Genomic DNA, 13,157 nt, shown 5'->3' with positions numbered 1-13,157 from the left:
TCGTCGTCCGCGGGAGGCGGGTCGCTCGGCTCACCCGGCGACGATCACCTCGGCGGCGGCCAAGCCGCACACCCGGGCCGCGCCGTGTGTCGCCACGTGGAGGGCTCCCCGGGGTGGCGCCTGCGGTACGCCCATCTCGACCACGACCGTGTCGGGGCGGGCCGCGAGGAGCGTGTCCAGCGACTGAGCCATCCACGCGTGCCGATGGGCGTCGCGGACCACGGCGACGATGCGCCTCTCCCCCGCCGCGGCCAGGGCGGCGGCGCCCGCGTCGGCGCCGGAGAAGCTGCCGGTCTCCGTGCCGGGCAGCAGCCGCTCCAGTTCGGCGGCGACGCCCCACGGCGTCTCGTCGCCCACGGCGATATTGGCGACGGGCGTGAAGGCGGCGACGTACGGCGCCTCGGTGACCGGGGCCGCGTGCTCACCGCGCGTGACGGTCACCGCCCGCCGCGCCGCGACCAGTCCGGTGCCGGTGTCGGGCGCGCCCCCCGAGCGCTCGGCCGCGCCCGCCGCCGTGGCCCACCGGGCGAGCGAGCGCACCCGCGCCGCGGCGTCGGCGAGCCGTTCCTCGGGCAGATCGCCCGCGTGCACCGCGGCGACCAGCGCGTCCCGCAGCCGCAGCACCGTGTCGTCGTCGGCGAGCCCGCCGCCGACGCAGATGGCGTCGGCGCCGGCCGCGATGGCGAGGACGCTGCCGCGCTCGATGCCGTACGTGGCGGAGATGGCCTGCATCTCCATGCCGTCGGTGACGATCAGCCCCTCGTAACCCAGCTCCTCGCGGAGCAGACCGGTGAGGATGCGGCGCGAGAGGGTCGCGGGGCGGTCCGGGTCCAGGGCGGGGACCAGGATGTGGGCGCTCATCACCGCGCGCGTGCCGGCCGCGATCGCCGCGCGGAACGGCGCGAGTTCACGCTCGTGCAGCACCTCGAGCCCCACGTCGATGCGGGGCATGTCGTGGTGCGAGTCGACGGCGGTGTCGCCGTGGCCCGGGAAGTGCTTGGTGCAGGCGGCGACGCCCACGGACTGGAGCCCGGTGACGTAGGCGGCGGTGTGGCGCGAGACGAGGCCGGTGTCGGCGCCGAAGGACCGTACGCCGATGACCGGGTTGGCCGGGTTGGAGTTGACGTCCGCGGACGGGGCCCAGTTGAGGTTGACGCCGCAGGCGGCGAGGCGGCGGCCGAGTTCGGCGGCGACGGACCGGGTGAGCTCCACGTCGTCGACGGCGCCGAGGGCGTGGTTTCCGGGGAACGAGGAGCCGGAGCGCACCTCCAGGCGGGTCACGTCCCCGCCCTCCTCGTCGATGGCGACCAGGACGTCGTCGCGCTCGGCGCGCAACTGGGCCGTCAGGGCGGTCAGTTGCTCGGGCGAGGCGATGTTGCGGCCGAACAGGCCGACGGAGGCCAGGCCTTCGGCGAGCCGGCGCAGCAGCCAGTCGGGGGCGCTGGTGCCGGTGAAGCCGGGCTGGAGGACGGTGAGCGCGTCACGGGTGAGGGTGTCGGTGCCGCGTGCGGTGAGTGTCGTCATCTGGCGGTGTTATCCCTTCACGGCGCCGTCGGTGAGGCCGCTGACAGCCCTGCGCTGCAGGAAGACGAAGAGGATCAGGATCGGGATCGCGAAGAGCGAGGACGCGGCCATGGTCGCACCCCAGTCGTCGCCGAACGCGGTCTGGAAACTGGAGAGCCACAGCGGCAGCGTCTGCGCTTCGGGCGACTTGTTGAGGACGAGGACCATCGGGAACTCGTTCCAGGCGGTGATGAAGCCGAACATCGACGTCGACATCAGGCCGGGCGCGAGCAGCGGCAGGATCACCCTGCGGAAGGCCTGCATGCGGGTGCAGCCGTCGACCATCGCGGACTCCTCCAGCTCCCTGGGCACGGCGGCGACGAAGCCGCGCAGCGTGAGGAGTGTGAAGGGCAGGATCATCACCATGTAGAAGAGGGTCAGCGGGACGAGGCTGTTGAGCATCGACGCGTCGCGCACGATCATGTAGATCGCGATGACCATGACTTCCCAGGGCGCCATCTGGGCCAGCATGAACCCGATGATGAAGCCGCGGCGGCCCTTGAACCGCATCCGCGCGAGGGCGAACGACGCGGCCAGGCCGATGACCAGCGAGAAGACGACCGCGAGCACGGTCACGGTGACCGAGTTGCGTACCAGCGTCCAGAAGTTGTCGGCGCCGAACGCCGTCCTGAAGTGCTCGAACGTGATGTCGGTCGGGAACCAGACGGGGTTCTCGCTGATGATGTCGCCGGTCGGCTTGAGCGACGTGGCGAACATCCAGTAGACCGGGAAGACGAAGCCGATGAACAGGATCACGGCCACCGCATTGGGCCAGGCGCGGCGGAACGTCGACGACGCAGAGCGCTTCACTGCTCGTCCTCCTCTTGCTTGAGCACGATCCGGAGGTAGTAGGCGGTCAGCACGAGCAGGATCAGGATCGTCAGGACGGCGATCGCCGCGCCCATGCCGAAGTGCTGGTTGCCGACGCCCTCGATGTACGCGTACACGGGCAGGATCTCGGTGAGCCGGTCGGGGCCGCCGCCGTTGATCGTGAAGACCTGGACGAACGCCTTGAAGACCCAGATGATCTCGAGGAACGTCGTCGCGTAGAGGAAGGGCCGCAGATACGGCAGCGTGACCGAGAGGAAGCTCTTCCAGGGGCCGGCGCCGTCGAGGGACGCGGCTTCGTAGAGCTCCTTGGGGATGGTGGTCGTCGCGGCGTAGAGGTTGATCGCGACGAACGGGATCGACATCCAGACGATCAGCACGGTGACGACGAAGAACGTCGACATCTGGCTGCCGGTCCAGCTGTAGTCGGCCATGGAGTGCCAGCCGAGCTTGTCGAGGACCCAGTTGACGACACCGAAGCGCTCCGCGAACAGCCACTGGTAGACGGTGGTCGCGGCGACGACGGGCATCGCCCAGGCGAGCACGAGCCCGACCAGGAGCAGGACGCGCATGCGCCTGCCGAGCCGGGCGAGGAGCAGGCCGACGAGGGTGCCGATCACCATGATCAGGACGGCGTTGACGAGGGTGAAGACGATGGAGCGTCCGGTCACCCGCCAGAAGTCCGAACTGGTCAGTACCTCTTGGTAGTTGTCGAAGCCGTTCCACTCGGTGACATGCTGGATCAGCTGCCCCATGTTGAGGTTCTGGAACGACAGGAGCCCGTCCTTGAGCAGCGGCCAGCCGAGGAGCAGCACGGTGGCCGCGACCGCGGGAAGCAGCAGCAGATAGGGCGCGAGCGCCCCGGCCCGTGCGCGGGCCTGCTTTCTCGGTCCGCCGGTTCCCCCGCCGTCCGCTTGTCGGACCTCCGCCGGACCGGAGGGCGGCCGTTCGGTCTGCACGGTCATGCTCGCCATCTCTTTTCTGGGCCTGCCGGGACGCCGTGAACCCCGCGGGGCGGAGGGCGTATGGACGCTCTCCGTCCCCGCGGGGCCTGTTGCTGCCTTAACTCTTCTGCGAGAGGCGCTTGTTGAACTCGGCCTCGACCTGCTTGGCGGCGGCGGCCGGGGACTTACCCTTCAGCACCGCGGTCATGTAGGTCTTGACCGGGTTGGGAGCGTTCTCGACCGGGGCCCACTCCGGGATCAGCGGGGTGGTGCCACCGCCGGCGGCGGCGGGAGCGGCGGCCTCGGCGGCCGCGTTGCCCTTGAGGTTGGACTGCAGCGCCTCCTTGTTGGGGATCACGCCGCCTTCCTTGGCGAGCTGGCCCTCGAACCGGTCGGAGAGCGCGATCTTCAGGAACTCCTTGGCGAGGTCCTGCTTCTTGCTGCCCGCGGCAACGGCGAGGTTGGAGCCGCCGAGGAAGACGCCCTCGGGCTTGTCCGCCGTGGCGCCCGGAACGGTGAAGTAGCCGATCTCTTTCTCGATCTTCGGGTTGGCCTTGATGGCGAGGCCGGACTCCCAGCCCATGCCGATGAAGGAGCCGGTCTTGCCCTTGGCGAAGACCTCGGCCTGCTGCGGGGTGGCCTCGTCCTTGTCCTTGGGGGCCTTGGACAGCGCCTGGAACTTCTTGTACGTCTCCATGGCGGCGCCCACCTTGGGGTCGGCCAGGTTGGAGACATACTTGTCGCCGTCCTTCTTGACGAGCTCGGCGCCCTCACCGATGGTCAGGCCGACGAAGTGGTACCAGTTCTGCCCGGGCAGGTAGATCGGCTCGGCGTCCGTCTTCTTGCCGATGGTCTCGAGGTCCTTGTAGAACTCGTCGCGCGTCTTGGGGAGGTCCTTGATGCCGGCGTCGGCCCAGATCTTCTTGTTGTAGATGACGACGCGGTTCACGACGAACCACGGGGCGGCGTACTGCTTGCCGTCCGAGACCGCGGACTTGTTCATCGACTCGGCCCAGTCGGCGCCGAGGGACGACTTGAGGTCGGAGAGGTCGGCGAGGCCGCCGGTCTTGGCGTAGGCGGGGGTCTGCGTGTTGCCGACCTCGAAGACGTCCGGCGGGTTCTCCTCGGACAGGGCGGTGGTCAGCTTCTGCTGGATGCCGTTCCACTGCTGGATCTCGATCTTCAGCTTCGCGCCGGTCTTCTTCTCGAAGGCCGCCGTGACGTCCTTCTGCCAGGTGTCCGGCGTGGAGCCGTCCATGGCCCACACGGTCAGCGTCTGGCCCTTGTAGCCGTCGGCGCCGGCCTTCTTGTCCGTGCTGCCGTCATCACCACTGCCACAAGCCGCGATCGAAACCAACATGCCCGCGACACCGATAGCCGCAATGAGCCTGCGCTTCACGTCACCCTCCTCAGGGATGCCAGCAACCCCCCGCCCACAACGACGGATACGACGAACACAACAAACTCGACGTGGTACTGCACGTGGGACTGGGACCTGGTCTTTAATGGTGTAGACCAGTACCCGGAGCTTGGCCTAGACCTTTAGGGGTGTCAAGGGTGTATAAGAAGGGCTGTCACGTCCGTTATCGGACCGACACCTGAGGGAGCACGACTCCCTCAGACAGGGCCGTGCCACGATGTGAGCCGCGACAGACGGAGGAGCCGGTGACGGCAGCACCACAGGAGCCGGGAAGGCGGACCATGGGCACCCATGCGGGCAGCAGCGGAACCGATGCGGGCGGCGCCACGACGGCGGAGGCACCCGCAGCGGGCCGCACCGCGCGTGTGCCCAAGTACTACCGCCTGAAGCGGCACTTGCTGGACATGACCGAGACGCTGCCCCCGGGCACGCCGGTCCCGCCCGAGCGCACCCTCGCCGCCGAGTTCGACACCTCCCGCACGACCGTGCGCCAGGCCCTTCAGGAACTGGTCGTCGAGGGCCGGCTCGAGCGCATTCAGGGCAAGGGCACGTTCGTCGCCAAGCCCAAGGTCTCGCAGGCTCTGCAACTGACCTCGTACACCGAGGACATGCGCGCCCAGGGCCTGGAACCCACCTCGCAGCTCCTGGACATCGGCTATGTGACCGCCGACGACACCCTCGCCGGACTTCTCGACATCACGGCGGGCGGGCGCGTCCTGCGCATCGAGCGGCTCCGCCTCGCGAGCGGCGAGCCGATGGCCATCGAGACGACGCATCTGTCGGCCAAGCGCTTCCCCGCGCTGCGCCGCTCCCTGGTCAAGTACACGTCCCTGTACACGGCGCTCGCCGAGGTCTACGGCGTACGCCTGGCCGAGGCCGAGGAGACCATCGAGACGTCCCTGGCGACCCCGCGCGAGGCGGGCCTGCTCGGCACGGACGTGGGCCTGCCCATGCTGATGCTGTCGCGGCACTCCGTGGACGGCACGGGGCAGCCCGTCGAGTGGGTGCGCTCGGTGTACCGGGGCGACCGCTACAAGTTCGTGGCCCGCCTCAAGCGCCCGACGGACTGACGGGCGTCGCACGCGAAGCCGCTGGTGCCGACCGAGAAGTCGGCACATGAACGGCATGTCGGCCACCCTTTGTCCGTTATCCGGACAGGGCTTCCATACGACGAGATCGTCGCCTAGATTTCCGCCACGTTAAGCATGAGATAAGCGGGATCAGCGAGGGGACGGACCGCCGTATGTCGGATGTGCCTGAAGTGAAACGGCCGGTGGTCACGCCGGTGCGAGTGGTCATTGCCCTGTGCCTCGTCGCCCCGTTCGTGGCGATGCTCTGGGTCAGCTCCTACGCGAAGGTCGACCCGGCCTTCATCGGTATTCCGTTCTTCTACTGGTACCAGATGCTGTGGGTCCTCATCTCCACGGCGCTGACGATGATCGCGTACAAGCTGTGGCAGCGTGACCAGCGCGCCCGGAAGACGGGTGGGCAGGCATGAACGGCGGAGTCAACGGCGTCGCGCTCGGCGTCTTCATCTTCTTCTTCATCGCCGTCACGGTCATGGGCTTCCTGGCCGCGCGCTGGCGCAGAGCCGACAGCGCGCAGAGCCTCGACGAATGGGGCCTGGGCGGACGGTCGTTCGGTACCTGGGTCACCTGGTTCCTGCTCGGCGGCGACCTCTACACGGCGTACACCTTCGTGGCCGTCCCGGCGGCGATCTACGCGGCCGGCGCCTCCGGCTTCTTCGCCGTGCCCTACACGATCCTCGTCTACCCGCTGATCTTCACCTTCCTGCCGCGCCTGTGGTCGGTGTCGCACAAGCACGGCTATGTGACGACCTCCGACTTCGTGCGCGGCCGCTTCGGCTCCAAGGGCCTGTCCCTGGCCGTCGCCATCACGGGCATCCTCGCCACGATGCCGTACATCGCGCTCCAACTGGTCGGTATCCAGGCCGTCCTGGACGTGATGGGCGTCGGCGGCGACGAGTCGACCAACTGGTTCATCAAGGACCTGCCGCTGCTCATCGCGTTCGCGGTGCTCGCCGCGTACACGTACTCGTCGGGTCTGCGGGCGCCCGCGCTGATCGCGTTCGTCAAGGACGGCCTGATCTACCTCGTCATCGCCGTCGCGATCATCTACATCCCGATCAAGCTGGGCGGCTTCGACGCCATCTTCCACGCGGCGAACGAGAAGTTCGCGACGCCCAACCCGGCGACGGGCAAACCGGTCGGATCGCTCGCCCCGGCACCGGCCGGGCAGTGGACGTACGCGACGCTGGCCCTCGGCTCGGCGCTGGCGCTCTTCATGTACCCGCACTCGATCACGGCGACGCTGTCCTCGCGCAGCCGCAACGTGATCCGCCGCAACACCACCATCCTGCCGCTGTACTCCCTGATGCTGGGCCTGCTCGCGCTGCTCGGCTTCATGGCGATCGCGGCAGGGATCAAGGTGCAGAACGGGCAGCTGGCGATCCCGCAGCTCTTCGAGGACATGTTCCCCGACTGGTTCACGGGCGTCGCGTTCGCGGCCATCGGCATCGGCGCGCTGGTGCCCGCGGCGATCATGTCCATCGCCGCGGCGAACCTGTTCACCCGCAACATCTACAAGGACTTCATCAAGCCGGACGCGACGCCCGAGCAGGAGACCAAGGTCTCCAAGCTGGTCTCGCTCCTGGTGAAGGTGGGCGCCCTCGCCTTCGTCCTCACCATGGACAAGACCGTCGCGATCAACTTCCAGCTCCTGGGCGGCATCTGGATCCTCCAGACCATGCCGGCCCTCGTCGGCGGCCTGTTCACCCGCTGGTTCCACCGCTGGGCGCTGCTCGCCGGCTGGGCGGTCGGCATGGTCTACGGCACGCTCGCCGCGTACGGGGTCGCGTCGCCGACGCAGAAGCACTTCGGCGGCAGCGCCAAGGAGATCCCGGGCATCGGCGAGATCGGCTACATCGGCCTCACGGCGTTCGTCATGAACGTGGTGGTCACGGTGGTCCTCACCTTCGTCCTGAAGGCACTGAAGGCCCCTGAGGGCGTCGACGAGACGTCCGCGGCGGACTACACGGCGGACGCCGGCGACCCGGGCGTCCTGAAGAAGCTGCCGGAGGCGACGGCGGGAGCCGGCGGGCACTGACCCGAATTCCCCGACGCAGCACGGGCCGCCGGATTCCTCCGGCGGCCCGTTGCCGTACCGCGGGTTCATGAAGCCTCGTAGAGGTCCTTCCCCACCCGCCGCGCCGCCTCGGCGGCCGAGGACGGCGTCAGGGGCCTGTCCGTGCCACCAGCAGTACGGCGGCACAGGCCGTTCCCCGCCCTCGCACCGCGACTCCCCGTGCTAGGCCACCAGTTCGGCCGCAACGCCAGCCGACACAAGATGTGGGGTTGTCATCCGAGGCCGGCACAAGATGTATGCTCATGCTCGCTGTCGCCGCAGGGGAATCCGGTGCAAGTCCGGAACTGTCCCGCAACGGTGTACGTATGCACGCATACGTGAAGTCCGAGGACCTGTCGACAGCCTGCCCGAGCCGTCCGGCCCGGGATGACAACGTCCGGGTCTCGTGGAGTGGGCCGGTGACGCGGGCTCCGCCATGCCCCCGTGCCCTCCTCCCCGTCAGGCCCAGAGCCGAGCGAGGGAGAGCTCCACGTGACCATCGCGCCCGCCGAACCGGCCTCAGAGCTGGCAGGGAACCCCGAACAGCACGACGCCCCGGGAACCGCGCTGCTGCGCACCCTGACCGAACTGACCGCCGACCTGACGGACACCGAGCCGGGCAAGGTCGCCGCCGCCGCGCTGCGCGGCAGGTCCGCCGTGGCGGACTCCGGCATCACCGCCGAGCTGCGCTCCCTCGCCACCGAGGCCGCCGCGGGCCTCATCTCCGAGGACCCGGCGTACTCGCGGCTCGCCGCCAGGCTCCTGACGATCAGCATCGCCGAGGAGGCCGCGTCGCAGGGCGTCACCTCGTTCTCCGAATCCGTCGCGGTGGGCCACCGCGAGGGCCTGATCGCCGACCGCACGGCCGACTTCGTGCAGCTGCACGCCGAACGCCTCGACGCGCTCGTCACCGCCTCCGTCGCCGAGGGCGCCGACGACCGCTTCGGCTACTTCGGACTGCGCACCCTGCACAGCCGTTACCTGCTGCGCCACCCGATCACCCGGCAGGTCGTCGAGACCCCGCAGCACTTCATGCTGCGCGTCGCGTGCGGCCTCACCGAGGACGACTCGGTCCGCGCCCTCGACGAAGTCGCCTCCCTGTACCGCCTGATGAGCCGCCTCGACTACCTGCCGTCGTCACCGACGCTCTTCAACTCCGGCACCCGCCACCCGCAGATGTCGTCCTGCTACCTCCTCGACTCGCCCCTCGACGAGCTGGACTCCATCTACGACCGCTACCACCAGGTGGCGCGCCTGTCGAAGCACGCGGGCGGCATCGGCCTCTCGTACTCGCGCATCCGCTCGCGCGGTTCGCTGATCCGCGGCACGAACGGGCACTCCAACGGCATCGTGCCGTTCCTGAAGACCCTCGACGCGTCCGTCGCGGCCGTGAACCAGGGCGGCCGGCGCAAGGGCGCCGCGGCCGTCTACCTGGAGACGTGGCACTCCGACATCGAGGAGTTCCTGGAGCTGCGGGACAACACGGGCGAGGACGCCCGGCGCACCCACAACCTCAACCTCGCGCACTGGATCCCGGACGAGTTCATGCGCCGCGTCGCCGACGACGGCACGTGGTCCCTCTTCTCGCCGTCCGACGTACCCGACCTCGTCGACCTGTGGGGCGAGGAGTTCGACACCGCGTACCGCGCGGCGGAGGCCGCCGGGCTCGCGCAGAAGACGATGCCGGCCCGCGAGCTGTACGGCCGCATGATGCGCACCCTGGCGCAGACCGGAAACGGCTGGCTGACCTTCAAGGACGCCGCCAACCGCACCGCCAACCAGACGGCCGAGCGCGGCAACGTCGTCCACTCCTCGAACCTGTGCACCGAGATCCTCGAGGTCACGGACGACGGCGAGACCGCGGTCTGCAACCTGGGATCGGTCAACCTCGGCGCCTTCGTGCGCGACGGCGGCATCGACTGGGAGCGCCTCGACGCGACCGTCCGCACCGCCGTCACGTTCCTCGACCGCGTCGTCGACATCAACTTCTACCCGAGCGAGCAGGCCGGCCGCTCCAACGCCAAGTGGCGCCCGGTGGGCCTCGGCGCGATGGGCCTCCAGGACGTCTTCTTCCAGCTGAAGCTGCCCTTCGACTCCCCCGGGGCGAAGGCCCTGTCCACGCGGATCGCCGAGCGCATCATGCTCGCCGCGTACGAGGCGTCCGCCGACCTCGCCGAGCGGAGCGGTCCGCTCCCCGCGTGGGAGAAGACCCGCACTGCGCGCGGCGTGCTGCACCCGGACCACTACGGCGTCGAGCCGACCTGGCCGGAGCGCTGGGCCGCGCTGCGCGAGCGCATCGCCGCCACCGGGATGCGCAACTCCCTGCTCCTCGCCATCGCGCCCACCGCCACGATCGCGTCCATCGCGGGTGTCTACGAGTGCATCGAGCCGCAGGTCTCCAACCTGTTCAAGCGCGAGACGCTCTCCGGCGAGTTCCTCCAGGTCAACTCCTACCTGGTCCAGGAGCTCAAGCGGCTCGGCGTGTGGGACGCGCAGACCCGCGAGGCGCTGCGCGAGTCCAGCGGCTCCGTGCAGGGCTTCGGCTGGATCCCGGCCGAGGTGCGCGAGCTGTACCGCACGGCATGGGAGATCCCGCAGCGCGGTCTGATCGACATGGCGGCGGCCCGTACGCCGTTCCTCGACCAGGCGCAGTCCCTGAACCTGTTCCTGGAGACGCCCACCATCGGCAAGCTCTCGTCGATGTACGCGTACGCCTGGAAGTCGGGTCTGAAGACGACGTACTACCTGCGCTCGCGCCCGGCGACGCGGATCGCCCGCGCGGCGTCCGCCGCCCCCATCCCCGTCCAGCAGGCCGCCGACCCTGAGGCCGTCGCCTGCTCCCTGGAAAACCCCGAGTCCTGCGAGGCGTGCCAGTAATGAGCTCCACCACCAACAGCGGGAAGAACCTCCTCGACCCGGGCTTCGAGCTGACCCTGCGACCCATGCGCTACCCGGACTTCTACGAGCGCTACCGGGACGCGATCAAGAACACCTGGACCGTGGAGGAGGTCGACCTCCACTCCGATGTCGCCGACCTCGCGAAGCTGTCGCCGGGCGAGCAGCACATGATCGGCCGCCTGGTCGCGTTCTTCGCGACGGGTGACTCGATCGTCTCGAACAACCTGGTCCTGACGCTGTACAAGCACATCAACTCCCCCGAGGCGCGCCTGTATCTGTCGCGCCAGCTCTTCGAGGAAGCGGTGCACGTCCAGTTCTACCTGACCCTCCTGGACACCTACCTGCCCGACCCGGAGGACCGCGCGGCCGCGTTCGACGCGGTCGAGGAGATCCCGTCCATCCGTGAGAAGGCGGAGTTCTGCTTCAAGTGGATGGACTCGGTCGAAAAAATGGACCGCCTGGAGACGAAGGCGGACCGCCGCCGCTTCCTCCTCAACCTGATCTGCTTCGCGGCGTGCATCGAGGGCCTGTTCTTCTACGGGGCGTTCGCCTACGTGTACTGGTTCCGCAGCCGCGGCCTGCTGCACGGCCTCGCGACCGGCACGAACTGGGTGTTCCGCGACGAGACGATGCACATGTCGTTCGCGTTCGAGGTCGTCGACACCGTCCGCAAGGAGGAGCCGGACCTGTTCGACGACCGGCTGCAGGAGCAGGTCACCGCGATGCTGCGCGAGGCTGTCGAGGCAGAGCTCCAGTTCGCCCGCGACCTGTGCGGTGAGGGCCTGCCCGGGATGAACACCGACTCGATGCGCCAGTACCTGGAGTGCGTCGCCGACCAGCGCCTCCAGCGCCTCGGCTTCGCGCCGGTCTACGGCTCGGAGAACCCCTTCTCCTTCATGGAGCTCCAGGGCGTCCAGGAACTGACGAACTTCTTCGAGCGCAGGCCGTCGGCCTACCAGGTCGCGGTGGAGGGCTCGGTGTCGTTCGACGACGAGTTCTGATCCCCGCGCGGCCCCTCACGCCGCCCGCGTCAGTTCGACGCGGCGCGGCGCGGGAACCTGCTCCAACCGCCGTGCGGCGGCACGTAGTTCGCGGTCGATGCGGCGGTCGTGCAGGTACCCGTAGAGGGACGGGGCGGCGATGAGGACGAAGACGGCCAGGACGGTGAGGTAGTTCGCTGCTGTGTTCATGTCCTCCACTCTCGTCCTCGGCGGACGCATCCGGCAGTGGCAGTACTGTCATAGACCCTCGAATTACTGCCAGCCGTGCGGCACACTGGCGGCATGCTGAAAAACGTCGCCGCAGTACTGCTCGACGGAGTGCATCCGTTCGAACTCGGCGTGGTGTGCGAGGTGTTCGGGCTCGACAGGAGTGACGAGGGGCTGCCGGTCTACGACTTCGCGGTCGCCTCCGCCGCCGGTCCGACGCTCTCCACGCACGCCGGGTTCACCGTCTCGACCCCGTACGGTCTCGACCGGCTCGAAGAGGCCGATCTCATCGCCGTGCCGGCCGCGAGCATGCCCGACTCGTATCCGCCCGAGCTGCTCGACGCACTGCGCCGGGCGGTCGACCGGGGCGCCCGCGTCCTCAGCGTCTGCTCGGGCGTCTTCGTCCTCGGCGCGGCCGGGCTGCTCGACGGACGGCGCTGCGCGGTGCACTGGCGGTACGCGGCCGAGCTGGCGGTGCGCCACCCGCGCACCCGCGTCGACCCCGACGTCCTGTACGTGGACGAGGGGCCGGTCATCACCTCGGCGGGCACCGCCGCCGGCATCGACGCCTGTCTGCACATCGTCCGCACGGAGCACGGCGCCGAGGTCGCCAACGCCGTCGCCCGCCGCATGGTGGTCCCGCCGCACCGCGACGGCGGCCAGGCGCAGTACGTGGAGCGGCCGCTCCCCGTCACTCCCTGCGACACCGTGGGGGGCGTACTGGCCTGGATGGAGGCCCATCTGGACGAGGCGCTCACGGTCGAGGAGCTCGCGGCGCGCGCCCATATGTCGCCGCGCACCTTCGCGCGCCGCTTCCAGCAGGAGACCGGGACGACCCCCTACCGCTGGCTCCTTCGCCAACGCGTGCTGATGGCACAGGAGTTGCTGGAGGCAACGGACGAGACGGTGGAGGCGATCGCCGGTCGCACGGGCTTCGGCAACGCGGCGGCGATGCGGCATCAGTTCATGAAGACGCTGGGCACGACACCCAACGCCTTCCGGCGGACGTTCCGGGTGCGCGCCGTCGGTGCTTCGCAGGCGAGCCGTCGGTCCGCGTGAGCCGGCCGGTGAAGTCGGGGCCGTCGCGGCCATCACGTCACCGGCGTCTCTGGCGATGACGACGACTCCTACGAATCTGCTCATCGCGCCGGT

The 13,157-nt window shown here is 69.2% G+C and carries 11 protein-coding genes and 1 riboswitch; of the genes, 6 read left to right on the top strand and 5 right to left on the bottom strand.

Annotation, left to right across the window (positions count from 1 at the left end):
• Positions 1 to 30: 30 nt before the first annotated feature.
• The 4 genes from ACY0PA_RS27705 to ACY0PA_RS27690 all read right to left on the bottom strand — a co-directional run bounded on the left by ACY0PA_RS27705 (position 31) and on the right by ACY0PA_RS27690 (position 4,734).
• Positions 31 to 1,524, bottom strand: coding sequence for a glycoside hydrolase family 3 protein (locus ACY0PA_RS27705; protein ID WP_473080303.1), 1,494 nt, complete (start codon positions 1,522 to 1,524; stop codon positions 31 to 33).
• Between the two features lie 9 nt (positions 1,525 to 1,533).
• Positions 1,534 to 2,373, bottom strand: coding sequence for a carbohydrate ABC transporter permease (locus ACY0PA_RS27700; RefSeq protein ID WP_473080302.1), 840 nt, complete (start codon positions 2,371 to 2,373; stop codon positions 1,534 to 1,536).
• Complete coding sequence (locus tag ACY0PA_RS27695; protein WP_473080301.1) at positions 2,370 to 3,356, bottom strand: carbohydrate ABC transporter permease; 987 nt, start codon at positions 3,354 to 3,356, stop codon at positions 2,370 to 2,372. The genes ACY0PA_RS27700 and ACY0PA_RS27695 overlap by 4 nt, the downstream gene beginning before the upstream one ends.
• Before the next feature lie 97 nt (positions 3,357 to 3,453).
• A complete protein-coding gene (locus tag ACY0PA_RS27690) occupies positions 3,454 to 4,734 on the bottom strand; it encodes an extracellular solute-binding protein (RefSeq protein WP_473080300.1) in 1,281 nt (426 codons plus the stop codon).
• A gap of 302 nt (positions 4,735 to 5,036) precedes the next feature.
• On the opposite strand from ACY0PA_RS27690, the gene ACY0PA_RS27685 reads away from it, so the two are divergent.
• From ACY0PA_RS27685 to ACY0PA_RS27665, 5 genes are all read left to right on the top strand, one after another.
• Complete coding sequence (locus ACY0PA_RS27685; RefSeq protein ID WP_100595947.1) at positions 5,037 to 5,825, top strand: GntR family transcriptional regulator; 789 nt, start codon at positions 5,037 to 5,039, stop codon at positions 5,823 to 5,825.
• 173 nt (positions 5,826 to 5,998) lie between these two features.
• Positions 5,999 to 6,253 carry a DUF3311 domain-containing protein gene (locus ACY0PA_RS27680; RefSeq protein ID WP_100595948.1) on the top strand — a complete coding sequence of 85 codons (255 nt, stop codon included), beginning with the start codon at positions 5,999 to 6,001 and terminating at the stop codon, positions 6,251 to 6,253.
• Positions 6,250 to 7,881 (top strand): monocarboxylate uptake permease MctP, encoded by a 1,632-nt coding sequence (gene mctP / locus ACY0PA_RS27675; protein WP_473080299.1) that lies wholly within the window; start codon positions 6,250 to 6,252, stop codon positions 7,879 to 7,881. The genes ACY0PA_RS27680 and mctP overlap by 4 nt, the downstream gene beginning before the upstream one ends.
• A gap of 275 nt (positions 7,882 to 8,156) precedes the next feature.
• Positions 8,157 to 8,274: riboswitch (cobalamin riboswitch) on the top strand.
• A gap of 117 nt (positions 8,275 to 8,391) precedes the next feature.
• Complete coding sequence (locus tag ACY0PA_RS27670) at positions 8,392 to 10,776, top strand: ribonucleoside-diphosphate reductase subunit alpha (protein WP_473080298.1); 2,385 nt, start codon at positions 8,392 to 8,394, stop codon at positions 10,774 to 10,776.
• Positions 10,776 to 11,798 (top strand): ribonucleotide-diphosphate reductase subunit beta, encoded by a 1,023-nt coding sequence (locus tag ACY0PA_RS27665; RefSeq protein ID WP_473080297.1) that lies wholly within the window; start codon positions 10,776 to 10,778, stop codon positions 11,796 to 11,798. Before ACY0PA_RS27670 ends, ACY0PA_RS27665 begins: the two co-directional genes overlap by 1 nt.
• 15 nt (positions 11,799 to 11,813) lie before the next feature.
• On the opposite strand, the gene ACY0PA_RS27660 is transcribed toward ACY0PA_RS27665, so the two are convergent.
• Positions 11,814 to 11,987 carry a hypothetical protein gene (locus ACY0PA_RS27660; protein WP_473080296.1) on the bottom strand — a complete coding sequence of 58 codons (174 nt, stop codon included), beginning with the start codon at positions 11,985 to 11,987 and terminating at the stop codon, positions 11,814 to 11,816.
• A gap of 93 nt (positions 11,988 to 12,080) precedes the next feature.
• On the opposite strand from ACY0PA_RS27660, the gene ACY0PA_RS27655 reads away from it, so the two are divergent.
• Positions 12,081 to 13,064, top strand: a complete 984-nt coding sequence (locus ACY0PA_RS27655) for a helix-turn-helix domain-containing protein (protein ID WP_473080295.1) — start codon at positions 12,081 to 12,083, stop codon at positions 13,062 to 13,064.
• Positions 13,065 to 13,157 lie beyond the last annotated feature (93 nt).

This window comes from Streptomyces sp. DS1-CR2 (genome assembly GCF_055760475.1).
Note: the sequence above shows the minus strand (reverse complement) of the source record. Positions and strands in the feature narration are given on the sequence as shown.

What these genes read in the sequence shown, in the direction of transcription:
- ACY0PA_RS27655 (WP_473080295.1), top strand. Translation starts at nt 12,081, where the DNA reads ATGCTGAAAAACGTCGCCGCAGTACTGCTCGACGGAGTGCATCCGTTC.
- ACY0PA_RS27660 (WP_473080296.1), bottom strand. Translation starts at nt 11,987, where the DNA reads ATGAACACAGCAGCGAACTACCTCACCGTCCTGGCCGTCTTCGTCCTC.
- ACY0PA_RS27685 (WP_100595947.1), top strand. Translation starts at nt 5,037, where the DNA reads ATGGGCACCCATGCGGGCAGCAGCGGAACCGATGCGGGCGGCGCCACG.
- ACY0PA_RS27680 (WP_100595948.1), top strand. Translation starts at nt 5,999, where the DNA reads ATGTCGGATGTGCCTGAAGTGAAACGGCCGGTGGTCACGCCGGTGCGA.
- ACY0PA_RS27695 (WP_473080301.1), bottom strand. Translation starts at nt 3,356, where the DNA reads ATGACCGTGCAGACCGAACGGCCGCCCTCCGGTCCGGCGGAGGTCCGA.
- mctP (WP_473080299.1), top strand. Translation starts at nt 6,250, where the DNA reads ATGAACGGCGGAGTCAACGGCGTCGCGCTCGGCGTCTTCATCTTCTTC.
- ACY0PA_RS27705 (WP_473080303.1), bottom strand. Translation starts at nt 1,524, where the DNA reads ATGACGACACTCACCGCACGCGGCACCGACACCCTCACCCGTGACGCG.
- ACY0PA_RS27665 (WP_473080297.1), top strand. Translation starts at nt 10,776, where the DNA reads ATGAGCTCCACCACCAACAGCGGGAAGAACCTCCTCGACCCGGGCTTC.